The sequence below is a fragment of the Nonomuraea sp. NPDC049152 genome (assembly GCF_040648355.1).
Lineage (GTDB): Bacteria > Actinomycetota > Actinomycetes > Streptosporangiales > Streptosporangiaceae > Nonomuraea.
In genome coordinates, this window is the sequence record NZ_JBEZDO010000025.1 from 25,924 (window position 1) to 52,260 (window position 26,337).

At 71.0% G+C, this 26,337-nt stretch carries 27 protein-coding genes; 8 read left to right on the forward strand and 19 right to left on the reverse strand.

Features of this window, described 5'->3' with window-relative positions; genetic code table 11:
* Positions 1–271: 271 nt before the first annotated feature.
* Positions 272–871 (reverse strand): TetR/AcrR family transcriptional regulator, encoded by a 600-nt coding sequence (locus AB0B45_RS35775; RefSeq protein WP_358139860.1) that lies wholly within the window; start codon positions 869–871, stop codon positions 272–274.
* A gap of 70 nt (positions 872–941) precedes the next feature.
* Between AB0B45_RS35775 and AB0B45_RS35780 the strand changes: the two genes are divergently transcribed.
* The gene (locus AB0B45_RS35780) at positions 942–1,796 is read left to right on the forward strand and encodes a class I SAM-dependent methyltransferase (RefSeq protein ID WP_358139863.1); all 855 of its coding nucleotides are present in this window, start codon (positions 942–944) and stop codon (positions 1,794–1,796) included.
* 92 nt (positions 1,797–1,888) lie between these two features.
* Here the strand turns inward: AB0B45_RS35780 and AB0B45_RS35785 are convergent, their stop codons facing one another.
* From AB0B45_RS35785 to AB0B45_RS35795, 3 genes are all read right to left on the reverse strand, one after another.
* Positions 1,889–2,371, reverse strand: a complete 483-nt coding sequence (locus AB0B45_RS35785; RefSeq protein ID WP_358139866.1) for a cupin domain-containing protein — start codon at positions 2,369–2,371, stop codon at positions 1,889–1,891.
* Positions 2,368–3,546, reverse strand: coding sequence for a cytochrome P450 (locus AB0B45_RS35790; RefSeq protein WP_358139869.1), 1,179 nt, complete (start codon positions 3,544–3,546; stop codon positions 2,368–2,370). The genes AB0B45_RS35785 and AB0B45_RS35790 overlap by 4 nt, the downstream gene beginning before the upstream one ends.
* A gap of 171 nt (positions 3,547–3,717) precedes the next feature.
* Positions 3,718–4,176, reverse strand: coding sequence for a DUF3995 domain-containing protein (locus tag AB0B45_RS35795; RefSeq protein ID WP_358139872.1), 459 nt, complete (start codon positions 4,174–4,176; stop codon positions 3,718–3,720).
* A 193-nt stretch (positions 4,177–4,369) separates the two neighbouring features.
* Between AB0B45_RS35795 and AB0B45_RS35800 the strand changes: the two genes are divergently transcribed.
* The 3 genes from AB0B45_RS35800 to AB0B45_RS35810 are packed head-to-tail and all read left to right on the forward strand — an operon-like array spanning position 4,370 to position 6,683.
* On the forward strand, positions 4,370–5,686 hold the full coding sequence (locus AB0B45_RS35800) for an alpha/beta fold hydrolase (RefSeq protein ID WP_358139875.1): 1,317 nt from the start codon (positions 4,370–4,372) through the stop codon (positions 5,684–5,686).
* Positions 5,683–6,219, forward strand: coding sequence for an RNA polymerase sigma factor (locus AB0B45_RS35805; RefSeq protein ID WP_358139878.1), 537 nt, complete (start codon positions 5,683–5,685; stop codon positions 6,217–6,219). Before AB0B45_RS35800 ends, AB0B45_RS35805 begins: the two co-directional genes overlap by 4 nt.
* On the forward strand, positions 6,207–6,683 hold the full coding sequence (locus AB0B45_RS35810) for a hypothetical protein (protein WP_358139881.1): 477 nt from the start codon (positions 6,207–6,209) through the stop codon (positions 6,681–6,683). Before AB0B45_RS35805 ends, AB0B45_RS35810 begins: the two co-directional genes overlap by 13 nt.
* 17 nt (positions 6,684–6,700) lie before the next feature.
* Here the strand turns inward: AB0B45_RS35810 and AB0B45_RS35815 are convergent, their stop codons facing one another.
* Together AB0B45_RS35815 and AB0B45_RS35820 are read right to left on the reverse strand one after the other, a co-directional pair.
* Positions 6,701–7,816, reverse strand: coding sequence for a HAMP domain-containing sensor histidine kinase (locus AB0B45_RS35815; RefSeq protein WP_358139884.1), 1,116 nt, complete (start codon positions 7,814–7,816; stop codon positions 6,701–6,703).
* Positions 7,813–8,466, reverse strand: a complete 654-nt coding sequence (locus tag AB0B45_RS35820) for a response regulator transcription factor (protein WP_358139887.1) — start codon at positions 8,464–8,466, stop codon at positions 7,813–7,815. Before AB0B45_RS35820 ends, AB0B45_RS35815 begins: the two co-directional genes overlap by 4 nt.
* Before the next feature lie 88 nt (positions 8,467–8,554).
* Here AB0B45_RS35820 and AB0B45_RS35825 point away from each other — a divergent pair, with 88 nt between their 5' ends.
* Positions 8,555–9,907 carry a S41 family peptidase gene (locus tag AB0B45_RS35825; RefSeq protein WP_358139889.1) on the forward strand — a complete coding sequence of 451 codons (1,353 nt, stop codon included), beginning with the start codon at positions 8,555–8,557 and terminating at the stop codon, positions 9,905–9,907.
* 118 nt (positions 9,908–10,025) lie between these two features.
* Here AB0B45_RS35825 and efeB read toward each other — a convergent pair whose 3' ends face one another.
* Genes efeB through efeU form a run of 3 tightly spaced genes read right to left on the reverse strand, consistent with a single transcriptional unit; the run spans position 10,026 to position 13,285 of the window.
* Complete coding sequence (gene efeB, locus AB0B45_RS35830; RefSeq protein ID WP_358139892.1) at positions 10,026–11,291, reverse strand: iron uptake transporter deferrochelatase/peroxidase subunit; 1,266 nt, start codon at positions 11,289–11,291, stop codon at positions 10,026–10,028.
* Positions 11,292–11,302: 11 nt separating this feature from the next.
* Positions 11,303–12,445 carry an iron uptake system protein EfeO gene (efeO, locus tag AB0B45_RS35835; protein ID WP_358139895.1) on the reverse strand — a complete coding sequence of 381 codons (1,143 nt, stop codon included), beginning with the start codon at positions 12,443–12,445 and terminating at the stop codon, positions 11,303–11,305.
* A 15-nt stretch (positions 12,446–12,460) separates the two neighbouring features.
* Positions 12,461–13,285: an iron uptake transporter permease EfeU gene (gene efeU / locus AB0B45_RS35840; RefSeq protein ID WP_358139898.1), complete on the reverse strand. Its 825-nt coding sequence runs from the start codon at positions 13,283–13,285 to the stop codon at positions 12,461–12,463.
* Positions 13,286–13,746: 461 nt separating this feature from the next.
* Between efeU and AB0B45_RS35845 the strand changes: the two genes are divergently transcribed.
* The gene (locus AB0B45_RS35845) at positions 13,747–14,778 is read left to right on the forward strand and encodes a leucyl aminopeptidase (protein WP_358139901.1); all 1,032 of its coding nucleotides are present in this window, start codon (positions 13,747–13,749) and stop codon (positions 14,776–14,778) included.
* A gap of 17 nt (positions 14,779–14,795) precedes the next feature.
* Positions 14,796–15,548: an aspartate/glutamate racemase family protein gene (locus AB0B45_RS35850; RefSeq protein ID WP_358139904.1), complete on the forward strand. Its 753-nt coding sequence runs from the start codon at positions 14,796–14,798 to the stop codon at positions 15,546–15,548.
* Positions 15,549–15,613: 65 nt separating this feature from the next.
* On the opposite strand, the gene AB0B45_RS35855 is transcribed toward AB0B45_RS35850, so the two are convergent.
* From AB0B45_RS35855 to AB0B45_RS35900, 10 genes are all read right to left on the reverse strand, one after another.
* A complete protein-coding gene (locus AB0B45_RS35855; RefSeq protein ID WP_358139907.1) occupies positions 15,614–16,456 on the reverse strand; it encodes an alpha/beta hydrolase in 843 nt (280 codons plus the stop codon).
* A complete protein-coding gene (locus AB0B45_RS35860; protein ID WP_358139910.1) occupies positions 16,449–17,111 on the reverse strand; it encodes an isochorismatase family protein in 663 nt (220 codons plus the stop codon). Before AB0B45_RS35860 ends, AB0B45_RS35855 begins: the two co-directional genes overlap by 8 nt.
* On the reverse strand, positions 17,104–17,757 hold the full coding sequence (locus AB0B45_RS35865; protein ID WP_358139913.1) for an SRPBCC family protein: 654 nt from the start codon (positions 17,755–17,757) through the stop codon (positions 17,104–17,106). The genes AB0B45_RS35860 and AB0B45_RS35865 overlap by 8 nt, the downstream gene beginning before the upstream one ends.
* The gene (locus tag AB0B45_RS35870; RefSeq protein WP_358139916.1) at positions 17,754–18,248 is read right to left on the reverse strand and encodes a (2Fe-2S)-binding protein; all 495 of its coding nucleotides are present in this window, start codon (positions 18,246–18,248) and stop codon (positions 17,754–17,756) included. The genes AB0B45_RS35865 and AB0B45_RS35870 overlap by 4 nt, the downstream gene beginning before the upstream one ends.
* Entirely contained in the window at positions 18,245–20,584 is a 2,340-nt protein-coding gene (locus AB0B45_RS35875) for a xanthine dehydrogenase family protein molybdopterin-binding subunit (RefSeq protein WP_358139919.1), read from the reverse strand. Before AB0B45_RS35875 ends, AB0B45_RS35870 begins: the two co-directional genes overlap by 4 nt.
* A complete protein-coding gene (locus tag AB0B45_RS35880) occupies positions 20,581–21,396 on the reverse strand; it encodes an FAD binding domain-containing protein (RefSeq protein WP_358140192.1) in 816 nt (271 codons plus the stop codon). The genes AB0B45_RS35875 and AB0B45_RS35880 overlap by 4 nt, the downstream gene beginning before the upstream one ends.
* The gene (locus AB0B45_RS35885; protein ID WP_358139921.1) at positions 21,396–22,778 is read right to left on the reverse strand and encodes an MFS transporter; all 1,383 of its coding nucleotides are present in this window, start codon (positions 22,776–22,778) and stop codon (positions 21,396–21,398) included. Before AB0B45_RS35885 ends, AB0B45_RS35880 begins: the two co-directional genes overlap by 1 nt.
* A gap of 90 nt (positions 22,779–22,868) precedes the next feature.
* Complete coding sequence (locus AB0B45_RS35890) at positions 22,869–24,146, reverse strand: FAD-dependent monooxygenase (RefSeq protein WP_358139924.1); 1,278 nt, start codon at positions 24,144–24,146, stop codon at positions 22,869–22,871.
* Positions 24,147–24,340: 194 nt separating this feature from the next.
* Positions 24,341–24,841 carry a MarR family transcriptional regulator gene (locus AB0B45_RS35895; protein WP_358139927.1) on the reverse strand — a complete coding sequence of 167 codons (501 nt, stop codon included), beginning with the start codon at positions 24,839–24,841 and terminating at the stop codon, positions 24,341–24,343.
* 169 nt (positions 24,842–25,010) lie between these two features.
* On the reverse strand, positions 25,011–25,478 hold the full coding sequence (locus AB0B45_RS35900) for a MarR family winged helix-turn-helix transcriptional regulator (RefSeq protein ID WP_358139930.1): 468 nt from the start codon (positions 25,476–25,478) through the stop codon (positions 25,011–25,013).
* Positions 25,479–25,546: 68 nt separating this feature from the next.
* Here AB0B45_RS35900 and AB0B45_RS35905 point away from each other — a divergent pair, with 68 nt between their 5' ends.
* The gene (locus AB0B45_RS35905; RefSeq protein WP_358139933.1) at positions 25,547–26,317 is read left to right on the forward strand and encodes an SDR family NAD(P)-dependent oxidoreductase; all 771 of its coding nucleotides are present in this window, start codon (positions 25,547–25,549) and stop codon (positions 26,315–26,317) included.
* Positions 26,318–26,337 lie beyond the last annotated feature (20 nt).

Below are 26,337 nucleotides of genomic sequence, written 5' to 3' on the forward strand. Positions count from 1 at the left end.
ATAGCTGACCGTCGCCGCGAGCGCCGTGAAGCCGACGTTCCATCGCACAACGCCCGCCGGTGTCGGGGTTTCTCGATGATCTCGCCGCATCGGCGCGGTCAGAAAAGGACCAGGTCGGCCGTGCGGGCCGAGAGCGCATGGCTCACGCGGCAGGCCACTGAGTGGCCCCTCCGGATCGCCGCCCTCGGCCTCGGCATGGGCATTGGAGACCATGCAGCCCCAGCGCGCGTGCGGTACAGCTGCCGCTTGCCGCCGAATGCTGCCGGGCCGTTCAGGGCAGCGGTTCTCGCGCGACGCCGGCGATGACGGTGGTCACGATCTTGTGGACGGCTCCAGCCTCCGGCGGGGTGCTCTCCCGGCCGGCGAAGAGCAGGTGCCCGGTGCCGATCAGCGTGAGCGCGAGCGTGTCGACGTCGGCATCGGCCGCGATGCGGCCCCGTTCGCGCTCGACGGTGAGATAGGAGGCGATCATGGCCGTCGCTTCCGTCAGTACGGGGACGCCGGCCGGCGTGGCCTGGCGCAGCCGGGCGCGCAGGTCGTCCCGGAAGGTGATGAGGCCGACGATCGCCACGGCGACCGACCCGAACAGGTCCATCAGCGCGTCGGTGAGGTTGCCGGCGACGGTGCCGGTCCCGGCGGAGTCGCGCAGGGCGGCGGCCTGGACGCCGATCCGGCCGATGCGGTCCAGCACGAGCTCGGTGAGGAAGGCGTCGAAGTCGGCGAAGTGCCGGTGCAGGACGCCCTTGGCGCAGCCCGCCTCCGTGGTGACCGCCCGGCTGGTCAGCGCGTTCGGCCCGTCCCTGAGCAGGATGCGCTCGGCGGCGTCGAACAGCTGCTCACGCGCGTCGCGGATGGCTACCCCTGTCGGCACGGTGCGTCTCCCCTTCGCTCGCGTGGCCCGCCCGTTGACGAGTGGGCGCATGCCCACTTATGGTGGGCGCATGCCCACTATACCTTCGGGGCGATCGCCTCTCTCCGAGAACGAGCCTCATCGACACCGTCAGGCGGCCGAGTCGTTCGGCTCGGACGCCGAACGCTACGACCGGACCCGCCCCCACTACCCCGACGCCATGGTGGACCGGATCATCGCCGCCAGCCCGGGGCCCGACGTCCTCGACGTCGGCATCGGCACCGGCATAGAAGCCCGGCAGTTCCAAGCGGCCGGCTGCAAGGTGCTCGGGGTCGAGCCCGACGCGCGGATGGCCGACTTCTCGCGGCGCGGCGGGGTCGAGGTCGAGGTGGCGACGTTCGAAGCCTGGGACCCCGCCGGCCGGAACTTCGACGCGGTCATCGCCGGGCAGGCCTGGCACTGGGTGGACCCGGTCGTGGGAGCGGCGAAGGCGGCGCGCGTGCTACGGCCCGGCGGCCGGCTGGCAGCGTTCTGGAACGTCGGCCAGCCCCCGCCCGAAGCGACGGAAGCCTTCGCCGCGGTCTACGACCAGGTGGTGCCCGACACACTCGCCTCGCGGGCCTACCGCCGGGCGATGCCCGCCCTGGACGGGTACGCGGTGCTGTTCACCAAGGCGACCGACGGGATACGGGAGGCCGGCGCGTTCGGCGATCCTGAGCAGTGGCGATTCGACTGGGAGCAGTCCTACACCCGGGACGCGTGGCTGGACCAGCTGCCCACCCAAGGCGGGCACAGCCAGCTGCCGCCGGCCAAGCTGGAGGAGCTGCTGGCGGGCATCGGGGCCGCCATCGACGCCATGGGGGGCGGCTTCACGATGCACTACACCGCGGTGGTGGTCACCGCGGTCCGCACGCCGAGCCCCACCAGCACGAGACCGCCGGCGTAGACCATCACCACGCGTGGCCGACCACCCGCCGAACCCGCCACGCCTGCCAGCACCTGTCCTCCCTGGTCTCCACGCCACGGGCAACCGGTGGATCATCCCACTCGGCCGCCGACATCAGGCAGGAGACCCAGCGTCGTGATGCCGTACGTCTCGTCGAGAGCGCGCATGGTCTGCTCCGAGAGGTCGCCTGTCTCCGCCTCGCGGTGGATCTCCCGGAAGAACCCTTCGGTCCCGCCAGGCACGAAGATCGTCAGTTTGCGCCCTCCGGAGGGTCCGACGCGCAGCCCGTGGGGACATCCTGGCGGCACGAACACCACCGCGCCCGCCTCCGCGGACAGCCATCGCCCAGCGACGTAGTAGGCGTACTGCCCGTCGAGGATGTACCAGAGCTCCGCCACCTCGTGACGGTGCAGCACCGTGGAGAAGCCTGGCGGATCCAGGCTCTCCAACATGCCGATCGCGCCGCCCGTGAGCTCGCTGGACGCCTTGATCGTCATGCTGTTGCGCTCCCGGGTGGTGGCGGGCTCGCCCTGACCGGCGGCCAGCAGGTACGGCCTCGGCGAGTCGCCCGTCACCAGGTCACCGGAAGGTCGTGCGGGCCGAAGGCGACCATGCCGCTGCGCCAGCGCAGGTCGGCGGGGTCCGCCGCCGGCCGGAGGTCTGGGAACCGGCGGATGAGAGCCGCCAGGCCGACCTGCAGTTCCAACCGGGCGATCGCGGCGCCCAAGCAGAAGTGCGCCCCGCGGCCGAACGTGAGGTGCTCGTTCTTGGCGCGTTCGAGGTCCGTCCTGACGGGCTCGGGGAAGGCGTGCTCGTCCCTGTTCGCGGCGGCGATCCAGGCAAGGACCATGCTGCCGGCGGGGATGAGCACGCCGCCGACCTCCACGTCCGCTGTGGCGATGCGTGCGGTGCCGTGAGTGGTCGGCGTCAGGCGCAGGAGTTCCTCGACCGCCGACGGCACGCGTGCCGGATCCTCGCGCAGGCCGGTGTACAGCTCGCGGTCGCGCAGCAGCACGTACGCGCTGATCGCCAACTGGTTGACCGTGGTCTCGAACCCCGCCCCCAGGATCGTGCCCGCGACGCTCACCATCTCCGCGTCGCTCAGCTCGTCCTGCCGTTCGGGAGCGGTGATCAGCATGCTCAGCAGGTCGTCCGACGGTGCCGCCCGCTTGGCCGCCACCAGCTCCACGAAGTAGGCGTGCAGCCGTGTCAGCGCCTCCGTGATGTCGTCGGGGGAGTGGGCCGTCAACGACAGGGCCCTGTCGGTCCAGTCGCGCAACGCCGCCCAGTCCGCCTGCGGTACGCCGAACAGCCGGCAGATCACCGAGATCGGCAGAGGGGAGCAGAACTCCTCGACCAGATCAGCGGGCCCGCCCTTGGCCTCCATGCGATCGAGCAGGCCTTCCGCGACCTCCCGCACGCTGGCCCGCATCGACTCGACCCGCCGCGGCACAAAGGCCCGCGACACCGCCCGGCGCAGCCGCGTGTGGTCGGGGGGATCCAGGTTGAGCAAGCTTTCGGGCAGGCCGAGCGGGCTGCCGGAGTACCGCGGTACGTCGGGACGGAACAGCCAGGCACGGCTGAAAGCCGGATCCATGAGCACCCTGACGACATCGTCGTAGCGGGTCACCAGGTAGCCCTCGTCTCCCGACGGCATGCGGACCCGGAACACCGGTGGTTCTGTGCTCGCCTTGGTCAGCAGCGAGGGAGGATCGAGCGGGGACGGCCAGTCGAAGGAGAACTCGTGCATGTCTCCTTACGATTCACCGCGAAACGATCCAACGGTCTCCCGCGCGAGAGGGAGTCGCATCCCTCGCGCGGGGGATCTCCGGCACGCGTGGGCACTCCGGAGCAGCGGCTCCGGTGACAGGGAACAGCAGGCGCGCACGGGGCTAAGGAAGCCGCAGGGTCGCGGGCCGCCTCATGCGCGTGGAGACGCCCGCCGGGCCGCCGGCGGCCCGGCCGCGATGACCGCGCACGTGAGGAGTGCCAGGCACACCGGCGTGTACGCGAGGAGATTGAGCCAGTAGAACGGGGTCTCGGGGCTCGCCCCGATCCCCAGCGCCCAGACCAGGCCCGCGACGCTGCGCACCAGCAGCCCGGCGGCGACCACCTGCCCGCCCAGCCTGGTGACGGCGGCGGGAATCCTGCGGCTGAGCAGGGCGGGCCGGCCGACGGCCATGAGGATCAGCGTCGATGCCGCGATCAGCAGCGCCAACGGCAGCAGGAGCCCCCGCGGCGTGAACGGAACCACGAAGTTGAGCACCGCCAGGGACAGCGACTCGGGGTCCCGCGCCGGCCAGGTACTGCCGGTCATCCAGTACACGTGCACCATGGCGTCCGCCGCCAGCACCGCGACCACCGCGAAACCCGCACGCACTCGTGTTCGATCTTTCACAACTACCGCCTCCTGATGACGTGAAATGCCGGCACGACGGAAGAGGGCTGGAACCGGTCCCGCGTTCCCTGTGACGTCGATCACCGGCAGGACAGGAGATGTGACGCAGAACACGGGGAACGTTCGGCCGGTCCGCGCGCTCTTCCTGGCTGACACCCCGTCAGAGGAGGAAACAGTGCGAATCCCATGGGCCCGCTCGGCCAGGCGCCTCGGCTGCGCCGTCGTCACAGGCCTGGCTCTCGCCGCGACGGTGCCCGGCACCGCCGCGGCGGCGCCCGCCGGCCGGTTGCCCGAGTCGTATGTGTCGATGTCCGGGCATGACGCGCCAGGCCCGGCGACCCACGACCGTATCCACGTGCTGAAAGTCGGCTCGGCCCGTGCCCGCCAGGTCCTGGTGCTGCTGCCGGGCCAGTTCGGTGCCGCGGGCAGCTTCGGCCCGCTCGCCAGGGAGCTGGCGGCCAGGCTGCCCGGCACGCAGGTCTGGGCAGTCGACCGCAGAGAGCAGAACCTGTCCGACCTCCGCGGGTTCCGGCGCTCGCCGGACCGGGCCGCCGACCACTACCTCGGCGGGCACTACCGGGCGCAGACGCCGCGGACCGTGCCGTACGTCGGAGACTGGGGTCTTGGCGTGCAACTCGCCGACCTGCGGCGGGTGGTGCTCGCGGCCCGGGACGGCGGGCGCCGTCAGGTGGTGCTGGGCGGTCATTCGTGGGGCGCGACCACCGCTCTCGCCTACGCAGGCTGGGACTTCGCGGGTCAGCCCGGATACCGCGACCTGTCCGGCCTGGTGCTGATCGACGGGGGTGTGCACGACGCGTTCGCCGGCGAGGGCTACGTCTACCGGCTCACCACCGACCAGGCGGACGACCGGCTCGGCAAGATCGCGGCAGGGGAGATCTTCGACGAGTCGCTCACCATGGGAAGGACCGAGACGTTCGCGATCCTGCAGCAGCTTGCCGGCAGGTACGCGCAGGCCGCCCCCGACCAGCCCTCCACTCTGGCCGCTCACCTGCCCGACCGGCTGCGCCCGCCGGCGCAGGTGACCAACGAGGGCTTGGTGAAGTGGCTGTACGTCACCCATCCGCTGGTGCCGGACATGAGCCTGAACCCTGACTACACCTCGACCGCCACCTTCGCGGGCGCGTTGTCCGGCCCGGTTCCCTCGATGCTGGAGTGGTACTGGCCGAGCCGGCTCAGCCTCGACCTGGAGGCGGCCGACCCGTTCGATGACACCCCTGTCGCCCGCAGGCTGGGACTGCGGCTGTGGCACACTCGCGGGATGGACGTGCCGCTGTACTCCTTCCAGAGCGGCCTGACGCACGGCACCGCCAACACGGCCGCGAGGTGGGTGGCGGCGCACTCGCGGATCACCGAGGCGACCTACGCGGGGAACGACGCCATGACCCATCTGGACCCGCTGTTCGCCTCACCGGAGAAGAACACCTTCCTGACCACGGTGACACCGTTCCTCTCCCGACTGAGCGAGCGGTGACCACGGTCCCCGACACCGGGGTCCCCGGCAGCACGGGCGCGGCCGAACTGGCGGCGCTCGTGCGGGCGGCCCAGCGCGGCGACAGCCTGGCCGTGCAGGAGCTGCTCGACCTGCTCACCCCCTACATAGGCAGGCTGTGCGGCCCGATCGCGCTGCAGGACGGCCCGGATGCCACGCAGGAAGCGCTGATCGTGATCTTCCGACGCCTCGGGCAGCTGCGGGAACCGGCGGCCCTGTTCGGCTGGGCGCGGGTGATCGCCGTCCGGGAGGCGGTACGGCTGGCCCGCGCGGCCGGGCGTGCCGTACCGGATCCACTCCACGACGTGCCCGCGAGGGACGACCCGCAGCTCGCCGCCGACGTGCGCGACGTACTGGAACGGCTGTCGCCCGCGCACCGTGCCGTGCTCGTCCTGCGCGATCTCGAAGGGCTGGACGAACATGCCGTCAGCGCCCTGCTCGGCGTGCCGGAACCCACCGTGAGGACCCGGCTGTTCCGGGCTCGCCGCAACTTCAGGAAGGCGTGGGAACGTTGACCGACTCCTGGCCGGTAGCCGAGCTCGACAGCGTCCGCAGGCTACGGGTGATCGCCCGGAGCACCCCCGGCATCAGCTACGCGGAGCAGGTGATCGCCGCCCCGTACGACCGGGTCTGGGCCCTCGCCTCCGATCTCGAGAGCCAGATGCCCATGCTCATCACCGACATCAGGTCCTTCACCGTCCTCTCGGCGGAAGGGGAGCACCTCGAGGCACTGGCCCGCAGCCCCCTGGGTCTGAGGGCGCGCTTCGACATCGTGCTGCGCCCGGGCTGGTGCCTGATGCAGAGCCGCTTCCTGCTCGGCGGCATGGCCGCCGTACCGGAGGGGGAGGGGACCAGGTTCGCCTTCTTCGGCGGGCTGCGCCTGCCCGGCATCCGCCTGGTCGACTTCTTGCTGGGCCCGGTGAAGGATCCGCTGATCGCGCGGGCGCTCAGGCGCTTCACCAGCCAGCTGAGCCCCTGAGCGCCGCCGACCCCCCGTCATGCCGTTCCCGAAGGGCGGGAGCCGACTCCGCGGGCGTCCCGCGATCCCGCGAACACCACGACGAGCTCCAGGCCGCCCCCCGGGTTGGGGTTCGCTCGTACGTCGGCCCCATGCGCCTTCGCGATCGACGCCACGATCGACAACCCGAGCCCGGTGCCCTGCTCACGGGTCGTGTGCAGTCGCCGGAAGGGCTCGAAGAGATCGCCGCAACGCTCCCTCGGCACGTCCGGGCCGGTGTTCCGGACTGTCAGAATCCCCTGAGAGAGCGTTATCCCGACGGTTCCGCCTGGATGGTTGTAGCGGACCGCGTTGTCGACGAGGTTGGTGACGAGCCGGCTCAGCAGGACCGGATCCCCGTCCACGACGAACGGCTCGATCCGCGTCGTCACGGTGACCTCGTCCGAGCCCCCTTCGGCCAGGACGAGTCGTACCACCTCGTCCAGGGCCACCGGCTGCCTGTTGTCCAGGCCGTTCTCCGCCTGGGCCAGGACCAGCAGGGCGTCGATGAGGTTCTCGGTGCGGTGGTTGTGGAACAGGAGCTTGTCGCGGATCTCGCCGACGTCCTCGGGGAGGCCGATCTCGATCGCCGCCCGCTGGACGGCCAGCGGGGTCCGCAACTCGTGGGAGGCGTTCGCGATGAAGCGCCGCTGCCCCTTGACCGCGCGTTCGAGCCGGTCGAGCATCGCGTCGAACGTGTCGGCCAGTTCCTTCAGCTCGTCCTTCGGCCCGCTGAGCGCGATCCGCTCGTGCAGGTTCGACACGGACAGCCGCCGCGCGGTGGCGGTGATCTGGTGGACGGGCCGCAGGATCCGCCCGGCGACCAGCCATCCGACGACCACCGACACCACCGCCAAGATCCCGATCATCAGCGCGGTCACCCCCCACTGGTAGTCGATCACGTCGTCCACCAGTCCGGGCAGCTGCGGCATCGGCCCGTCGTCCGGCGCCCCTCGCGTCGGCGCCGTCGGCGCCACCGGCGTCAGGGTGAGCCCGGCGATCCGCGCGCGCAGTGCCTCGCGCAGCAGCAGGTTGACCGTGACCAGTAGCACGACCGAGGTCAGCAGGAACAGCCCGGAGTAGATCAGCGTGAGCCGTACCCTGACGGTCGTCACAGCAGGTATCCGGCGCCGGGAATCGTCTGGACGCACGGCGGGTCGCCCAGCTTGGCCCGCAAGCGGCTGACCACCACCCGCACCACGGTCGTGAACGGGTCGGTGTTCTCGTCCCACGCCTCTTCGAGCAGCCGTTCGGAGCTCACGACCGCGCCGTCCGCCCTCATCAGCGCCTCGAGGACGGCGAACTCCTTGAGCGACAGGTGCAGATGCCGCCCGTCCCGCGACGCCTGCAGCCGGTGCGTGTCGAGCACGATCCCATGCCGCGTCAGCACCGGCGGCACCTGCGACAGGCTGCGCCGCCCCAGCGCCTGCACCCGCGCGACCAGCTCGGCGTAGTCGAACGGCTTGGGCAGGTAGTCGTCGGCGCCCATCCCGAGACCCGCGACCCGCTCCGGCACCGACGCCGCCGCCGTCATCATCAGGATCCGCGTACGGTTCCCGCGCGCCACCAGCTCACGGCACACGAGGTCGCCGTGCATCTCGGGCAGATCCCGATCCAGCACGAGAACGTCGTAGTCGTGCACCGCCAGCCGCTCCGCCGCCGCGGCCCCGTCGTACACCACGTCGACGGCCATGGCGTGGCGGCGTAACCCCAACGCCACGAGGTCGGCCAGGTCACGTTCGTCTTCGGCCACCAGAACCCGCATGTCGACATTCGTACCCGAATCGGGGTGACAGCGGCGTTAACGGTTCCGTTCACGACCGTGCAACCCGCTGCCGGCCACGCTGGCGGCCATGATCAGAGCCCTCTGCGCGGCCGTCCTGGTGACGGCCTGCTCCATGTCCGTACCCGCGTCGGCACCGACGGCCCAGCCGCCGTCTCCACCGGCCGCCACCTCGGGCGGGGGTTGCGCCGCCATCACGGCGCCACCGCCGGACTCAGCCCCGCCGACCTCGGTGAACACGCTCCGGCAGGCGTACTTCTGCGTGCTCGACAACTACTACAGCGGCCCGGTCATGGCTCCGAAGTCCCTGCTGAAGAGCGCCTTCGCGGCCTACACCCAGAACCTCGTGCGGCGCGGCGCCGACCGGGCCTACCTCCGGCTGCCCGCCCTGACGGGGAACCGCGACATCGACTGGGCGGCCTTCGCGAAGGTCCTCGGCGACGGCGACCCCGCCGCGCTGCGCGACGCGATCACCGGCATGGTCGCAGGACTGCACGACAACCACGCTCGCTGGGTCAGGCCGTCCCCGCCGCCGGAGGGCGGGCCGACAGGAACGGGCATCGTGGGCGCGTCGGCCCTGCAGGGCCCGCAGCTCGACCCGGCGGCACGGCCGCCGCTGTTCATCACCCGCGTCCTGCCCGGCAGCCCTGCCGCCAAGGCCGACATCAGACCCGGCGACATCGTGGTCAGGGTCAACGGCATGCCGGTGTTCATCGGGGACACCCCGAACCAGGGCATCCTCGACGCCTTCGCCTCCGGCACGGTACGGCTGACGCTCAAGCGCCCCACGACGGGACGGTCCCGCACCGTCGAGCTGAGGGAGGGCCCCATCACGCGTCAGCCTCCGGCGGTGACGTCGAAGACGCTGCCAGACGGCGTCGCCTACGTTCAGCTGCCCGGGTTCTCCGAAGGCGCCGCCGACCAGGTCATCGCCAAGTTGCGGGACAAGCCGAAGGCGGTGGTCCTCGACCTGCGCGGCAACGGCGGCGGCTCGCCCCGCGAGGTGACGCGGCTGCTCGGCGCGTTCGCGCATGGCAAGATCACCAGTTACTTCTGCCCGCTCAAGGGCGGGTGCGTGCCCAACAGGACCGACGACAGCGTCCCGCTCCTCGGCCTGCGCCTGGTCGTCCTCACCGACCGCGGGTGCGCCTCGGCCTGCGAGGACTTCAGCGCCGCCGTCAAGGACAACGGCCTGGGCACCCTCGTCGGGACCCGCACCGCCGGGGCCGTCTCCGGTCCCTCCGAGGGGTACCTCCTCGACGACGGCAGCATCCTGCTCCTGCCCAAGGTCCGGCACCTCGGCCCCGCCCGCGAGATCATCGACACGATCGGCGTGCCGGTCGACCACTACGCCCCCATGACCGCCCTCGACCTGGCCACCGGGCGCGACCCCGGCGTGGCCAAGGCGCTCGCGCTGCTGTGACTCGAGCGCCTCGAGATCGTCGCGGCCTCCTCCGGCGAGATGGAGGCCGCGACGCCCGACGTGACCGAGCCCGCACGCCCCGCCCCTTCGCGTCCGGCGGGTGGCAGGGCGCCGGGACTCACCGCTCGAACAGGGCCCGGCCCCAGTAGTCGCCCGCGTCCTGGACCCCGGGGGGGACGGCGAACAGGCCGCTGGAGACGTGCTTGATGTACTCGTTGAGCGCGTCCTGCCGGGCCAGCGCCATCTGCACGGGCACGAACTGCTTGTGCGGGTCGCGCTGGTAGGCGATGAAGAACAGCCCGGCGTCCAGGCGTCCCAGGCCGTCGGAGCCGTCGACGAAGTTGTAGCCGCGGCGCAGCAGCCTGGCGCCCTTGTTGTTCGACGGGTGCGCGAGCCGTACGTGAGCGTCGTCGGCGATCAGCGCCTTGCCGTCCGAGCCCTTCTTCGTGAAGTCGATCGCGTCGAACTCCTTGTGGTGACCGAGCGCGGCGCCCTCGCCCTTGTTCCTGCCGAAGATCGCCTCCTGCTCGGTCAGGGAGGTGCGGTCCCAGGTCTCGATGTGCATCCTGATCTTGCGGGTGACCAGGTAGCTGCCGCCGGTCAGCCAGGCCGCGCCGTCGCCGTCGGCCACCCACAGGTGGTCGCGGAGCATCGCGGTGTCCTCCAGCTTCAGGTTGGCGGTGCCGTCCTTGAAGCCCAGCAGGTTGCGCGGCGTCGCCTGGGCGCGCGAGGTCGACGAGGTACGGCCGAAGCCGAGCTGGGAGTAGCGGACGGAGACCCGGCCGAACCCGATCCTGGCCAGGTTGCGGATCGCGTGCACGGCCACCTGCGGGTCGTGCGCACAGGCCTGGATGCACAGGTCGCCGCCGGAGATCTCCGGCAGCAGCGCTTCGCCGGGGAACTTCGGCAGGTCGGCCAGCCCGGCGGGCTTCTTCGCGGCCAGCCCGAACCGGTCGTCGAACAGCGACGCGCCGAACCCGATCGTCAGCGTCAGCCCGGAGGCGGGCAGGCCGAGGGCCTCGCCGGTGTCGTCAGGCGGGGCCTCGGGGAGGCCGCCGACCGCGCCGAAGGTGCCCGCCTCGCGGCCCTGCGTCATCCGGGCGGCGGCCGCCGTCCACTCCTGGAGCAGCTCGGCGAGTTCCTCGCGCTTGGTGGTGGTGACGTCGAACGCGACGAAGTGGAGCCTGTCCTGGGCCGGGGTGACGATCCCGGCCTGGTGGGCGCCGTAGAAGGGGACCGCGTCCGAAATGGAGGCGGCGTTGGCGACGGTGATGTCGGCGGCATGCTCGTCGGCCACCGCGCGGACGGCGAGCGCCCCCGCACCGGCGGCGGCCACTCCCGCCGCGCCGATGCCGAACAACTTCCTGCGGCTGATCTCGCCCACGGTCTCCCCTTCTACTTCGCGACGATGGCGGAGATCTTGCTGACCGGCTCCGCCAGGGCGTTGATCGTGTCGGACAGGACCTTCAGCTCGTCCTTCGACAGGTCGGTGTGCAGCTTCCAGCCGTCACCGGCGCGGTGGGCCTCAAGCGCGGCCTCGGCCGCCGCGAACTTCTCGTCCAGCGTCTTGACCAGCTCGGGGGCGCGCTCCTCCAGGATCGGACGGAGCGACTGGACGGCCGCCTTGGAGCCGGCCAGGTTGGCCGCGAAGTCCCACAGATCGGTGTGGGAGTAGCGGTCCTCCTCGCCGGTGATCTTGCCGGTGGCGACCTCGTCGAGGAGCTCCTTGGCACCGTTGCCGAGCTGCAGCGGCGACAGCTTCTCCGCGTTGGCCTTCTCGACGATCAGCTTCACGTTGGCCATCAGCTGGTCGGCCATGGGACCGGACTTGCTGATGTCCTTCGTGACCCACAGGTCCTTCTCCAGGCGGTGGAAGCCGGTGAACTCCATGCCCTCCTCGATGACCTCCTCGCGGCCGTCGATCTTGGGGTCGAGGTCGCCGAAGATCTCCGCGACCGGCTCGATGCGCTCCCAGTAGGTGCGCGCGACGGGGTACAGGGCCTTGGCCTTCTCCGCCTCGCCCGCCTTCACGGCGTCGACGAACTCCTGGGTCTTGTCCAGCAGCGCGGCGGTCTGGCTCTTGACGTACCGCTGGTAGCTCGCCGCGGCGCCGGCCAGCGCGGCGTCATCGGTCAGCGGCTTGTGCTCGCCGGTGACCTTGAGCGGGCCGCGGATGCCCTTGCCGATCATGCCGGGCTTGCAGACCGCCTCGTACGTCCCTGCCGGGAGCTCGACGACCAGTTCGCGGGTCAGGCCGGGGACGATGTTCTCGATCTCGCCCATGACGCGGTCGCCAGGGGCGTACACGTAGAACTCGGTGACCTTGCTGCCGCCGTTGGTGATGGAGAACGTCGAGGTGCCGGCCACGAGCTGGGCAGAGGAGACCCGGCATTCGGTGTCGCTCGCCGCCACCGTCACCTTGCCGGGCGCCGCCGCCGCGCTCTTGGCGCCGGTGGGCGCGGTCGTGGGGCCCTCCGTGCCACCGCAGGCGGTAAGCGTCGCCAGGGCGAGGACGCCGACGAGAAGGGGGGTGCGCATGGCAGTTCTCCTGAGTTACGAAACGGGCTGGGGGCTCACCTTGACGGTGGCCGGCCTGAGGAAGAGGAAGAGGACGGGCACGACGTAGGCGGTCCACACGACGACTTCCAGCACGGTCGGCTGGGCCGTGATGTTGAACATGCCGCTGAGCAGGGCCGAGTACCACGCGCCCGGGTCGAGCACGCCGCTGAGGTCGAAGGCCTGGCTGGTCAGGCCGGGAAGGACGCCCGCCTCCTGGAGGTCGTGCACGCCGTACTTGAGGATGCCGCCGGCGACCAGGATGAGCAGCAGGCCGGTCCAGGTGAAGAACCTGGTCAGGTTGATCCTGATCGCGCTCGCGTACAGGCCCCAGCCGATCACGATCGAGGTGAGCACGCCGAGGCTGATCCCGATCAGCGGGCTGGCGGTGGAGGCGGCGCCCTGGGCGGAGGCGAAGAACAGCAGCGAGGTCTCCAGGCCCTCCCTGACCACCGACAGGAACGCCATGACCGCCACAGCGACCGAGCCCACCTGGAGCGCCTCGCCGAGCTTGGACTTGAGGTCGGCCGAGATCTTCCTTGCCGCGCCGCGCATCCAGAAGATCATCCAGGTGACGAACACCGTGGCGCTGATCGACGCGATCGCCTCGAACAGCTCCTGGTGCTCGTACTGGAGCCGGGCGGCGGTGAAGGACAGGAGCGCGCCGAATCCGATCGAGAGCGCCACCGCGGCAGCGACACCGGACCAGACGAGGGGCAGTTTGTCCCGCCGGTCGCTCTTGACCAGGAAGGCGACCAGGATGGACACCACGAGTGTCGCCTCCAGTCCTTCGCGGAGGCCGATGAGATAGCTGGCGAACACGTGAACGCTCCCAAGGTGAGCCTTGCCTAATTTAGGTGTGCATTACCTTACTCGAGCACCCGCGCTCGTCCTCGCGGCGGGGTGGGCCCGCGACCTGAGGTCACGCGACACATGGCGGCTACATCCCTTTAGGGTAGGCAACCCTAATTAAAAACACCACCATGGATGGGAACGAAGTGGACCGGCTTCTCATGACGGCCGGGGCGTGAGTCTGTCGGCCTTGCTCGCGGCCTGCGGCGGACCGATCGCCACTCCACCCCGACGTGCTGGTCTGCGACGGATCGGCGGGGCATGTCACCGCCTCCCCGCACCGCTGGCGGATGACATGTCCGCCGCGCCTCTTGCGCCGGCAGACTAGTCCGTGTTCGGATTAATTCGGTCACCGGGCTCGGAGTATCCGGGCTCACTCCGGCCGCGATCGTCCGTGTCCGGACTAACTTGGCGTGATCATGGGAGAGTCGATGGACCAGAACCTGTTGAACGAGATCTGCCTGCGCCAGCTGACGCTCAGCGGCGTGCACGAGGGCGAGACGGTGGCGGTGCTCTCGGAGGGCGCCGAACGCCTCGACTACGCCGACGCGTTCCTCTACGCGGCCAGGCGCCTGGGGGCCTCCGCCTACCACCTGCGGCTCCCCGCTCCCACGACCACGTCGGGAGCCTGGGCGGTGGGCGCGTCCGAACTCGCCGCGAGCCCTCAGGCGGTGGAGGCGCTCAAGCGGGCCGACATGCTCGTCGACCTGAAGTTCCTGCTGTTCAGCAAGGAGCAGTTCGCCATCCAGGACGCGGGCACGCGGATCCTCACCGCCGTCGAGCCCGCCCCGCTGCTCGCCCGCCTCATGCCCACCCCAGAGCTCAGGGAACGGGTCGAGGTCGGCGCCGAGCTGCTCGCCAAGGCCGGCTCCATGCGCATCACCAGCCTAGGCGGGACCGACGTGACCTACCGCCTCGGCGTCTACCCCACGATGAGCGAGTACGGCTACACCGACCAACCCGGACGCTGGGACCACTGGCCGGCCGCGTTCGTCTTCACCGGGGGCGCCGACGACGGCGTGGACGGCAGGATCGTGCTGTCCCCCGGCGACGTGCTGCTTCCGTTCAACACCTACGTCCAGACGCCCGTCACGCTCACCATCGAGCAGGGCTTCATCACCGACATCCGCGGCGGCCTCGACGCCGAGCTGCTGTCGTCCTACATCAGGTCCTTCGACGACCCGCGCGGCTACGGGATGTCCCACGTCGGGTGGGGGCTGGACGAGCGGGCCCACTGGCACGGCCTGACCCAGTTCCCCGGCGGGATGGGTATGGAGCTGCGCTCGTTCTACGGCAACGTCATGTTCTCCATCGGGCCCAACAACGAGCTGGGCGGCCCGAACGACACCCCCTGTCACTTCGACATCCCGATGCGCGGCTGCAGCCTCTTCCTCGACGACGAGCCCGTGGTCGTGGACGGCGACGTCGTCGTCGCGGAGATGCGCCCTGCCGGACGCCGCTGACCCGCCTGGAGGATTCCGTGACCGACCATCACATCGGCCTGATCGTGCCGAGTTCCAACCTGACCATGGAGACCGAGCTGCCGCGGATGCTGCGCGCCCGCGAGGAGGCCGAGCCGGGCGACAGGTTCGTGTTCCACAGCAGCAGGGCGCGGATGCGGCAGGTGACGCCAGAGCAGCTCCGCGCCATGAACGCGCAGGCGGAGCGCGCCGCACGCGAGCTCGCCGACGCCCGCCCCGACGTGGTCGCCACCGCCTGCCTGGTGGCGATCATGGCGCAGGGGCCCGGCTACCACTGCAGCGCGGAGGACTCCATCCGCGACGCCCTGCGTGCCGAGGGCTCCGAGGCGCCCGTCATCTCCAGCGCGGGGGCGCTCCTGGCGGGGCTCGGCGCCCTCAAGGCCGGAAGGGTCGCCATCATCACCCCCTATATGAAACCGCTGACCCAGAAGGTCGTGGACTACATCGAGGACGCGGGCGTCGAGATCGTCGACGCGCTGAGCCTGGAGGTGGCCGACAACCTGGCCGTCGGCCGCCTCGACCCGCAGGGCCTGCGGGAACATTGGCGCAGGCTCGACCTGAGCCGCGCGGACGCGCTGGTCCTGTCGGCGTGTGTGCAGATGCCGTCGCTGCCGGTCGTGCAGGCCGTCGAGGACGAGGCCGGGCTGCCCGTCCTGACGGCCGCGACGGCGACCACCTACCGCATCCTGTCCGAACTGGGGCTCGCCACCACCGTCCCGCAGGCAGGAAGCCTGCTCGGCGGCACCTACTGACGAAACGAAGGAGGGCCGGGCTGCCCCGGCCCTCCTTCAGGCCATGTCTATAGCCAGGGGGCGCCTCAGGCCACCAGCTCGCGCAGGATGGCGCGAACGGCCGCCAGCCCATCCCGCGGGTTGTCCCAGAAGACCATGTGTCCCGCGTCGGGCACCTCGACCAGGCGCGCGGCGGTGTTGCTCCTGGCCGCCTCCTGCGCGCCCAGAGCGGTCACCACCGGGCTCTGCGCGCCGTACACCAGGAAGGCCGGATCGGGCACCGACGGCCAGAAGTCGAAGAAGTCCTCGCTCTCGAAGCCCCGGTGCGTCTCGGCCACGGCCTCGTCGCCGCAACTGGCCAGCCACCGCGCCCTCAACTCCTGCTCGCGCCGCGGCCACCGAGGCCAGGACCTGGCGACCTCGTCGGCGTCCGTCCCGCGCCGCGCCTGCTGGAGCTGGCTCTGGAACGCGGCGAGCGTGGTCGGATACGGCTCGCGCCTCGGGCCGCTCATCGGCGGGTCCACGAGCACCGTCCCGCGCAGCGCGAGGTTGCCCTTGGCGGCGGTCAGGCCCGCGATCCGCGCCCCCATCGAGTGGCCCAGCAGCACGGCGCCGTCGAGCCCGAGGCCCGTGATCACCGCCTCGGTGTCGGCGGCGTAGTCCTCCAGCGTGTACGAAGGGCCGTCGTCGGAGAATCCGCGGCCCCGCACGTCCAGGACGACGGGGCGGACCAGGCCGGTCAGCTCGCGCGCGACGAAGTCCATGGCGATCGCCGGACTGGTGATCCCCGGCAGGACGAGCACCGGCACGCCGTCGCCGCCGTAGTCGAGGGCGTGCAACCGGATCGGGCCCGAGCCGACCCAGCGGCTGCGTGCGGGCACCGCGGCGAGATCGGCGAGGGCCGGCTGGGTCAGGACGCGTTCAGACATCGGACGGAACTCCTTCCGTGAGATAGCCGGCGGCCTCCACGAGGTCGATGACGTCGCCGTACTTGGCCTGGATGTCGAAGAGGCTGGCCTCGTGCGGGCCTGCCGCGCGGTCGCCGACGCATTCGCGCGGCACCAGCACCGAGAACCCTGACTGGACGGCGTCCACCGCGGTGGCCCGTACGCAGCCGCTGGTGGTGGCGCCGCAGACCAGGACGGTGTCGCGGCCGAGACCGGTCAGGATCGAGGCGAGGCCGGTGCCGAAGAACGCCGAGGCGCCCTTCTTCACCACCAGGGTGTCGCCGGAGCGGCGCGGGAGCCGCCCGTCGATCGCCACCGCGTGGCTGCCCTCGCGCATCGCGCGCATCCCTGGGGCCTTGTGCAGCCAGGTCACCATCTCGCCGTCGGCCTCGGCCCGCGTGTAGGCGATGGTGGTGAAGACGACGGGCACCCCCGCCGCGCGGCCGTGCTCGATGAGCGTCGCGGTGGCGGCGACCACGTCCGACAGGTCGGAGCCCGACGGGTAGGCGGGATCCGTGAAGCCGTTGGTGAGGTCCACGACGACGATCGCGGGACGCTCGCCCCTGCGCGCCGACGCGCCGAACCCGGCGTGCGCGTAGGTGTCGTCGGTCGGCTTGCCGTACATCCCGCTAGCCACGGCGCAACTCCTTGATGATCTTGGCCTGGGCGCTCACCTTGCCGAGCAGCCAGCCCTGGAACAGGCCGAGCGCGAAGGCGGCGGCGATCGGCAGGTACTTGGCGGCGCCCGGCGGCAGCACCATCGACAGGGCGTCGAGTTCGCCCGCCGGCTCCGGCGCCAGGACGGCCGCGGCGGCGGCAGGCTTCGGGCCGCCGGAACGGTCGGCCTCGATCAGGCGCGCGAGGTTGCCCGCGAACTGCCGCAGCAGCTTGTCGGAGACGGTGACGATCGCGCCCTTGCCGAACTGGACGATCTTCCCCCGGATCAGCAGGTCGGTCTGCACCCGCAGCACCGCACCGCTGGGCGCCTCCGCCACCGTGAGGACCACCTCGGCCTCGGCGTCGCCGCTGCCGTGCGTGTCGGCGCCCCTGCCCTGCAGCCGCAGACGCCGCCTGCCGGGATCGACCTCCAGGAAGCGCACGGTCCCCGCGTACGCGGCGGTGATGGGACCGACCTTGACCTTGACGCCGCCGTGGTAGGCGTCGCCGTCGCGGCCGTCGAGCGCGGCGCCCGGCAGGCACGTCACGACCCGTTCCACGTCGTTGATCAGGGCGAAGACCTCGTCCGGCGAGGCGTTCACGGTGATCTCGTTGTCCAGGATCATCGGGTTTCCCTCACTTCGCGCCGCCCTCTGGCGCAGTCCTCGATCGCGTCGACGATGCTCTGGTAGCCGGTGCACCGGCACAGGTTGGCGGACACGACCTCGCGTATCTCCTCTCTCGTGGCCTCGGGGTGCTCGGCGAGGAAGCCCTCGGCGAGCATCAGGAAGCCGGGTGTGCAGAACCCGCACTGCAGGCCATGGCAGGCGGAGAAGGCCCGCTGGAGGTCGTTCATCTCACCGTCCTCTGCCAGCGTCTCGACCGTGCGGATCTCCTGGCCCTCGGCCTGGGCAGCGAAGATCAGGCACGAGCGCACGGGGGCGCCGTCGAGCAGGACGGTGCAGGCGCCGCAGATGCCGTGCTCGCAACCGACATGCGTGCCGGTGAGGCCGAGGTGGTGCCGCAGCACGTCCACCAGCGTGTGCCGGGACTCCACGACCAGATCGTCGTGCCGTTCGCCGTTCACGGTCAGACTGATCAGCAGTTTCTCCGTCATGCCTTCGCTCCGATCGCCCGCTGTACCGTCTCGGGCCGGATGGGTGTGTCGTCGAGCTCCACCCCGGTGGGCCGGAGCGCGTCGTTCACGGCGTTGAGCACCGCCGCGGGGGCGCCGATCGTGCCGCCCTCTCCCGCGCCCTTCGCTCCGCTCTCGGTGAACGCGCACGGGGTCTCCAGATGGTGGATCTCGATGTCGGGGATCTCGTTCGCGGTGGGCACCTTGTAGTCGATGAAGCTCGCGCACGACGGCTCGCCCTGCGCGTCGTAGGTCACCTCCTCGAACAGCGCCCCCGCGATGCCCTGCGCGATGCCGCCGCGGCACTGTCCCTCGACGACCTGCGGGTTGATGGCGACCCCGCAGTCCTCCACGCAGACGTACCGCAGGAACTCCACCCGTCCGGTGCCTGGATGCAGTTCGACGACCACGCCGTGCGCGGCGTTGGAGAACGTCCCGTCGCCGTGCACGTCGAACGACGCGCTCGCGGTCAGGCCTGGTTCGGCGTCCTTGGGCAGCAGGTTGGCCTTCAGGTAGGCGACCTCGGCCAGCTTCGGGTACGCCACGGCCTTCCCCTGGTCGTCGAGCCTGCGCACGTGCCCGCCGTACAGCTCCACGTTGTCGCGTGTCGTCTCCAGCAGGTGCGCGCCCAGGTGCAGGAGCCGGTCCGCCAGCCTGGTGGCCGCCCGCGCGACCGCGCTGCCGCCGATGGTGGCCGACCGGCTGGCGAACGTCCCGAACCCGTAGGTGATCCGGTCGGTGTCGCCCTGGTGGATCTTGACCTGGGCGAGGTCCAGACCGAGTCGGTCGGCGGCGATCTGGGCCAGCGTGGTCTCGTGGCTCTGCCCGTGGCTCATGGTCCCCGTCGTCACGGTGACGTTCCCCGTGAGGTCCATCCTGATCTCGGCGAGGTCGAAGCCGGGCACCACGGCCATCTTGCGCTTGGCGAACGCGCCGGAGCCGTAGCCGGTGCGCTCACTGAAGCACGAGTAGCCGATTCCGAGGAAGCGTCCTTCGGCGGCCGCCCGTTCCTTGCGTTCGTACCAGCCCTCCTCCCTGAGCGTCCGCTCACAGAGGTTCAGCGACTCCAGGTAGGAGCCAGGGTCGTAGGTGACGTCGTTGATCCCGGTGTAGGGGAACTCGGTGATCAGGTTCCGCCGCCGGATCTCGACAGGGTCCAGGTCCAGCTCGCGGGCCGCCCGCTCGAAGACCCGTTCCATGACCATGACGAACTGCGGCCTGCTCACGCCCCGGTACGGCGCGGACGGCGCCTTGTTGGTCGTGACGGCCCGGCCGCGCACCCGGTAGGCGGGCACCCGGTAGACGCCAGGCATCTCCGCCGACGCCATCAGCGGCTCGATGCCTGCGGTGAACGGATAGCAGGAGTAGGCGCCCATGTCGCACACCACGTCGGCGTCGAGGGCCAGGATCCGGCCGCCCGAATCGAAGGCGGCGCGCACGTCGTAGCGCTGCTCGCGGGCCAGGAACGAGGCGGTGAGCGCGTCTCTGCGGTCCTCGATCCACTTGACCGGGCGGCGCAGCCGCAGGGCCGCGGCCCCGGCCGCGATCTCCTCGCGCCCGACGACGCACTTCTGCCCGAAACCGCCGCCCATGTCGGGCACCACCACCCGTACGGCTCGCTCGCCGAGGCCGAGACACTGGGCCATCACCGTGCGGACCTGGTGCGGGACCTGGGTGCAGGTGTGCACGAGAAGCTGTTCCTCGCGCGCGTCCCATGCCGCGACGGCGCCTCTGGTCTCCAGCGGAAGCGCGTTCTGCCGGCCCGTCTTGGACCGCACCCGCACCACGCGATGCGCCGCGGAGAAGATGTCGTCGATGCCGGCGGTCGCGAACATCGACACGTCCACCAGGGTGTTGGCCGCCGCCGCGTCGTGCACGAGCGGGGCGCCGGGAGCGAGCGCCTGCTCGTCGGAGAGCACAGGCGTGCCCGCCTCGTAGGTCACCTTGGCGGCCTCCAGGCCGTCCTCCACGGAGTACGGGTCCTCGGCCAGCACGATGGCGATAGGCTCGCCGACGTAGCGGACCCGCTTCCTGGCCAGCACGGGCATCGCGGTGGGCACGAACTCCGAGAGCGGCCGGTCGAGGACGGCCGTGATGTCCCCGATGGTCAGGTCGTCGGCGGTGAACGCGGCGACGACCCCCGGCACGGCGAGCGTCCCGGACAGGTCGACGCCTGTCACGGTCCCGTTGGCGATGGTGCTGCGGACGAACTGCGCGTGCAGCATGCGAGGAAGGTGGATGTCGTCGACGAACCGCCCGTTCCCCGTCAGCAGCCGCGGGTCCTCCCGCCGGGCGGCCGACCTCCCGACCCAGCTCATTGCATCGCCTCCGCACAGGCTCGGACGAGCAGGGTCCTGGTGAGGGCCCTGCGGTAGTCGGCGCTGCCGTTGCCGTCGGCGGGCGGGTCGATGGCCGTCGCGGCCGCCTCGGCGCATTCGGCGAACGTGCCGCCGTTCGCGAGCACCGCCTCCGCCTCGGGGACCCGAAGCGGCACGGGGGCGACCCCGCCGAGCACGACGCGTTTCGCGTCCAGGTCGACGGCGGCGGCCACGATGGCGAAGTCGCCCCGCCGCTCTGCGTACTCGGTCAGCGCCGCGTGCGACGCGGCGCGCGGGAAGACCACCTCGATGATCATTTCTTCCGGTTCCAGCGCCGTGGTGAAGAAGCCGAGGAACAGGTCCTCGGCGGGAACGCGCCGCAGCCCTCCAGACCCCTGGACGACGACCTCGGCGCCCAGCAGGACCGCGAGCAGGCACCACTCGGCGGTGGCGTCGCTGTGGGCCAGACTACCGCCGACCGTGCCGCGCGTCCGGATCGGCAGGTGCCCGATCCATTTCATCGTGTCGCGGAGCACGGCGAAGTCCTGGCCGAGCGGCGCGTTCTCCACCTGGTGGTGGGTGGTCAGCGCCCCGATGCGCAGGCCGCCGCTCTCGTTCCTGATGGAGGAGAGCTCGCCGCGCAGGCCGGTGAGATCGACCAGGTGTGCGGGGCGGGCCAGGCGGAAGTTCATCATCGCGACCAGGCTCTGGCCGCCGGCGATGTACTTGGCGTCCTCGCCCAGCTCGGCGAGCAGGGCGACCGCTCCTTCGACGTCCCTGGCGCGGTGGTAGGTGAACGGCGCGGGCTTCATCACGTCCTCACATGCGCCGCGTCGTCGGAGGGACCGGTGATGTGGTCCAGCTCCCTGCCCTTGGTCTCCGGCGCTGCGAAGGCCATCCACAGCACGACCGCCAGCATCACGGCGCCCAGCACGGTGAACGTCAGGGTCAGACCCAGCGTGGGCCAGAGCAGTCCGCCGAAGATCAGAGGGATGAAGCCGGAGGTCACCCTGCTGGCCGACGAGGCCCAGCCGAACCCGCTGGCCCGGATCGGCGTGGGGTACAGCTCGGCGACGTAGGCGTACAGCACCGGGATGGCGACCTGGATGAAGAAGCCGAACAGGCCGAGCCACACCAGGGCGGCGGTCTTGAGGTCCAGGAACAGCGCGAAGCCCACCAGGGCGGCCGCGGACACCGGCGCCGACACCCCGATCACCCACTTGCGGCCGACGGTCTCGACCAGCCACGCGGAGACCAGGACGCCGACGATGCCCACCGCCGTCATCAGGGTGGTCTTGGCGAAGGCCGCGTAGTCGGTGTAGCCCCCCTCCTTGAGGATCGTGGGCATCCAGCTCAGCGCCACGTAGTACACCGTCATCACGGTGATGAACAGCAGCCAGGCGACGGAGGTCACCCGCGGGCTGAAGCTCCAGACCTGGCGGAGCTGGTCGAGCACCGCGCGCACTCCGCGTGAGCCCGCGCCCTCCTCGGCGGGAGCCTCGATGACGTACGGCTCGGCAGCGGCGCCCGCCCTGGCGACCAGATCGTCGATGATCTCACGAGCCTCCCGCTCACGACCGGTCTTGGCCAGGTAGAGGGGCGATTCGGGAACGCCGCGGCGCACCCAGAACAGCAGCAGCGCGGGAAGGACCATCACCGTGAGCATCCAGCGCCAGTTGCCCTGCACCGGCTCCAGCACGATGGCGACCACCCCGCACAGCGTCGCGCCGATCGGCCACCAGACGTCCATGGCCGCCAGGATCTTGCCGCGCAGCCGGCTCGGCGAGAACTCGCCCACCAGCGCGTAGTCGACGGGGATGCAGCCGCCCAGGCCGACCCCTGCCAGGAACCGCAACACCAGGAAGACGCCGTAGTTCGGGGCCAAGGCGCCGAGGACGGAGAAGAGCGCGAAGATGAGCAGGGTCAGGCTGAAGGCGCGCTTGCGGCCCAGGCGGTCGGCGATCGTGCCCCACAGGACGGCGCCTACCGCCATGCCGATGAGGTTGGCGGCGGCCACCAGGCCCTTCTCACCGACCGACAGGCCGAACTCCTTGCCCAGCAGCGGCGTGAGGAAGCCGTTGAGCGCGACGTCCCAGGCGTCGAACATGTAGCCGAGGCCACCGATGATGAAGATCTTGCCTTGGACGCTCCACTTCCACGGCAGATTCTGGACGATCTGGTCTCCTGTTTGCATGGTGCTCCCACCCTGATGTGAGTGTTGAGGAGACGGGAACGCGATAGGGGCGTTCCCGGGGGTGCCCGTACCCGTAGGGCCGGGGGACTGTCAGTTGTGGAACTGGTAGGAGAAGGTCTCTTCGTCGGGGTCGTTCAGCGGGGTGCCGCTCCACAGCCACTCGTAGGAGACGTCGGACTCGCCGTCGAACCGCTTGAGCTTCTCGTCGCGGGCCCGTTGCTCAGGGCCGTCGGGCAGGTGGTAGAAGGACATGTTGCGCCAGGCGGCGTCCTGGACCATCCCCGCGTGCTTGGCGCGGCGCGCCACGTACCGCATGAGTGCGGCCCCGACGCCCTCGGCCGGGACGGCGCCGAGCTCCTCGGCGAGCACGGCCGCGTCCTCCATCGCCTGCGAGGCGCCCTGCGCCTGATAGGGCAGCATGGCGTGGCAGGCGTCGCCGAGCAGGGCCACGTGGCCGTCCACCCACACCGGATCACGGCGGCGGTGGTACATGGCCCACGCGGAGATGTCGCCCTCGGCCTTGGAGAGCATCAGGGCGACCCGGTCGTCCCAGCCGGGGAAGGCGTCGGCCAGCTCGTCCACGGTGGCGGGCACGGTCCAGCGCTCCTCGACCTCGGGCGAGCACGGCACGATCGCGACGACGTTGAGCCACTCCCCGCCGCGGATCATGTAGTGGACCAGGTGCCGGTCAGGGCCGTACCAGATCGTGCTCTGGAAGCGATCCACCAGCCAGCGGGTCGCGGGGTCCGCGGCGATCTTGTCTCCTGGGATGAGCGCGCGGTAGGCCATCTCGCCGGAGAAGAGCAGGGTGTCGGGCAGGCCGAGCGCGTCGCGTACGCCCGACCGGATACCGTCCGCGCCGACCAGGACGTCGGCCTCGAACCGCTCACCCGCGGCGGTGACGGCGGCGGGCCTGGTGCGGTCCGAACGGTCGATCTCGACGACCTTGCGTCCCGTCCGCACCTCCACCACGGGGCCTGGGCGATCCTCGGCCAGGCAGGCGTCCAGCAGCACCTTGTGCAGGTCGGCGCGGTGATAGTGCCAGTAGGGGGCGTTGTACTCGCGCTTGCAGAAGTCGCCGAGCGGAGTCAGGCCGATCACGCTGCCGTCCTGCCAGCGGCGGCGCACCTGGTCCAGCGGTTCGGTGCGGATCTCCTCGAGGGCGGCGCGCAGCCCGAGCCCGAGCAGGACGCGGCTGGCGTTGGGCGCGGTCTGGATGCCCGCCCCGACCTCGCCCAGCTCCGCGGCCTGCTCAAGGACCGTGACCCGCAGACCGCGCTGCCGCAACGCCAGCGCGGCGGTCAGCCCGCCGAGACCACCTCCGACGATCGTGACGCGGTACGACTGGCTCACCTGGCTCTGCGCCAATGCTCCTCCAACCCCTCGGAATGTCATCACGAATGCCGTTACGGCTGTTCGCGGGCACGCAGATCACAGCCAACCCGCCAGTGCGGCGGAAGCACAGGGGCTGCGCCCGGCAAAACTAATCCGAACACGGACGATCCGGAAAAACAAGAGGTGAGCCAGGATGTGAACGCTTTACCCGCCGCTCGGGGGCGACGTCATTCGTCGCCCATGAGCCGTTCCCAGCGGGCGGCCAGCACCGTCATCTCGCGCAGTACGCGTTCGCGCTCGCTCTGCGAGTAGCCGTTCAGCAACTGCTCGTCCAGCGCTCGGGCGCGCCGGTTGACCTCCTCGAGGCGCCGCGCTCCCTCCTCGGTCAGGTGCAGCAGCTTGCGGCGGCCGTCGTGCAGCGCGGTGTGCCGGACGATCAGCCCGTTGTCCTCCAGTCGGCGGACGATGTCGGCCATCGTGGACCGGTCGAGCGCCACCGACGAGGCGAGCGAGCCCTGGTCGACACCGGGATAGTTGTCCACGGCCGTGAGCACCGCGAACTGCGGGCCGGTCAGGACCGGGTCGACCATGCGCGTCCACAAGGCGACATAGGACTGGTAGAGGCGCCGGGCCACGTAGCCAGGCGCGGCGAGGAGCTCGGCAGGGGTCGTGATCGCCTCGCCGCGGCCTCCCTTCGCCGCTGTCGATTTACCCGCTTCACGCACCATGCGCCTACCCAATCATGAACCCGCCGCGCCCCCTTAATCGCCGTCACCGCCTCAACGCTCGAGAGGCGGCGCCGATCGGCGGATCGCACAGGGGGCGGTCGGCCGCGACGCCGGACTGACCCCTCCGCCGCGCCCTGTGCGGGTCCCGCCGCAGGCGGCAGGGCGGGGGTCAGGAGCCGCGGTAGCCGGGGTGGACTCCCGGGGTGAGGTCCTGGTCGGCGGCGATCAACTGCAGCAGCGCGATGAGCTGTTTCTGCTGGTCGGGGTCTAGGGCCGAGGTGATGTCGGCCTCGTGCGCGATCGCGGTCCTCTTGATGTCGTCCATGACGCGCGTCGCGTCAGGGGTCAGGTGCAGCTCGTAGTTGCGGCGGTCGCCGGTGGACCGGCGGCGCTCAACCAGGCCCGCCCGGTCCAGCGGGTCGATCAGGGCGGTGACGCGGCTCGGCACCACGCCGAGGTCGGCGGCCAGCGACTGCTGGCTGCGGCCCGGCTGGGCGGCGATCATCCGCAGCAGCCCGACGTCGGCGGGGGACAGGCCGAGCTCGGCGATCCGCGCGGCGAACCGGTTCGCGGCGTGCGCGCCGAGTTGCGCGAGCAGGAACGCGGCGCCCATCGGCCGGTTGCGGGATTCGGGCATGACGCATACTGTACTCCGACAGAATGATTCATAATGATGAACCTTTCTCTCGAGAGAAGTGATGTGTGATGGCAACCGACTGGCCGAGGTATCCCGGGCTGGACGGCAAGGTCGCCCTGGTCACCGGCGGTTCACGCGGCATCGGCGCGGCGTCCTGCCGCGCCCTGGCCGCCAACGGCGTCAAGGTCGCGGTCACCGGCCGCGACACCGCGGCGGTCGACCGCGTCGTCGCGTCGATCACCGACGAGGGCGGGCGGGCGCTCGCCGCGCCCGGCGACGTGACCGACCAGGACGCGCTCGCCCGCATCCGCGCGAGCGTCGAGGACGAGCTGGGGCCGGTGGAGATCCTCGTCCCGTTCGCCGGTGGGCAGGGCGCGCCCGCGCCGACCGCCGGACTCGACCCCGCCCGCTGGCGGGCCGTGCTGGAATCCGATCTGACCTCGGTGTTCCTCACCGTCCACGAGTTCCTGCCGGGTATGCTCCGGCGCCGCGCCGGCTCGATCATCCTGATGTCGTCGACGGCGGGCCGCCGCCCCGGCGGCGCGAACGCCGCCTACGCCGCCGCCAAGGCGGGCGTCGTCATGTTCGCGCGGCACCTGGCCGCCGAGGTCGGCGGCGACGGAGTGCGCGTCAACTGCCTGGCGCCCTCCGCCGTGCTCAACGACAAGCTCGGTTCCCTGCCCGCCGAACGGCTCCAGCGACTCGCGGCGGCGTTCCCGCTCGGCCGCATCGGCGAGCCCGACGACATCGCGCAGGCGGTCCTCTACCTCGCCTCGCCCGCCTCTTCCTGGGTGACCGGCGCGACGTTCGACCTCACCGGCGGGCGCGTGAGCGGATGAACGCCCCCGCCCGCCCCGCT

Bases quoted from the DNA above. Each gene is read 5' to 3' on its own strand.
- AB0B45_RS35895 (WP_358139927.1), bottom strand. From the start codon at position 24,841: ATGGTGCGTGAAGCGGGTAAATCGACAGCGGCGAAGGGAGGCCGCGGC.
- AB0B45_RS35875 (WP_358139919.1), bottom strand. From the start codon at position 20,584: ATGAGCTGGGTCGGGAGGTCGGCCGCCCGGCGGGAGGACCCGCGGCTG.
- AB0B45_RS35790 (WP_358139869.1), bottom strand. From the start codon at position 3,546: ATGCACGAGTTCTCCTTCGACTGGCCGTCCCCGCTCGATCCTCCCTCG.
- AB0B45_RS35885 (WP_358139921.1), bottom strand. From the start codon at position 22,778: ATGCAAACAGGAGACCAGATCGTCCAGAATCTGCCGTGGAAGTGGAGC.
- AB0B45_RS35900 (WP_358139930.1), bottom strand. From the start codon at position 25,478: ATGCCCGAATCCCGCAACCGGCCGATGGGCGCCGCGTTCCTGCTCGCG.
- AB0B45_RS35870 (WP_358139916.1), bottom strand. From the start codon at position 18,248: ATGACGGAGAAACTGCTGATCAGTCTGACCGTGAACGGCGAACGGCAC.
- AB0B45_RS35905 (WP_358139933.1), top strand. From the start codon at position 25,547: ATGGCAACCGACTGGCCGAGGTATCCCGGGCTGGACGGCAAGGTCGCC.
- efeO (WP_358139895.1), bottom strand. From the start codon at position 12,445: ATGCGCACCCCCCTTCTCGTCGGCGTCCTCGCCCTGGCGACGCTTACC.
- AB0B45_RS35865 (WP_358139913.1), bottom strand. From the start codon at position 17,757: ATGATCCTGGACAACGAGATCACCGTGAACGCCTCGCCGGACGAGGTC.
- AB0B45_RS35845 (WP_358139901.1), top strand. From the start codon at position 13,747: ATGGACCAGAACCTGTTGAACGAGATCTGCCTGCGCCAGCTGACGCTC.
- AB0B45_RS35855 (WP_358139907.1), bottom strand. From the start codon at position 16,456: ATGTCTGAACGCGTCCTGACCCAGCCGGCCCTCGCCGATCTCGCCGCG.
- AB0B45_RS35825 (WP_358139889.1), top strand. From the start codon at position 8,555: ATGATCAGAGCCCTCTGCGCGGCCGTCCTGGTGACGGCCTGCTCCATG.
- AB0B45_RS35820 (WP_358139887.1), bottom strand. From the start codon at position 8,466: ATGCGGGTTCTGGTGGCCGAAGACGAACGTGACCTGGCCGACCTCGTG.
- AB0B45_RS35780 (WP_358139863.1), top strand. From the start codon at position 942: ATGCCCACTATACCTTCGGGGCGATCGCCTCTCTCCGAGAACGAGCCT.
- AB0B45_RS35880 (WP_358140192.1), bottom strand. From the start codon at position 21,396: ATGAAGCCCGCGCCGTTCACCTACCACCGCGCCAGGGACGTCGAAGGA.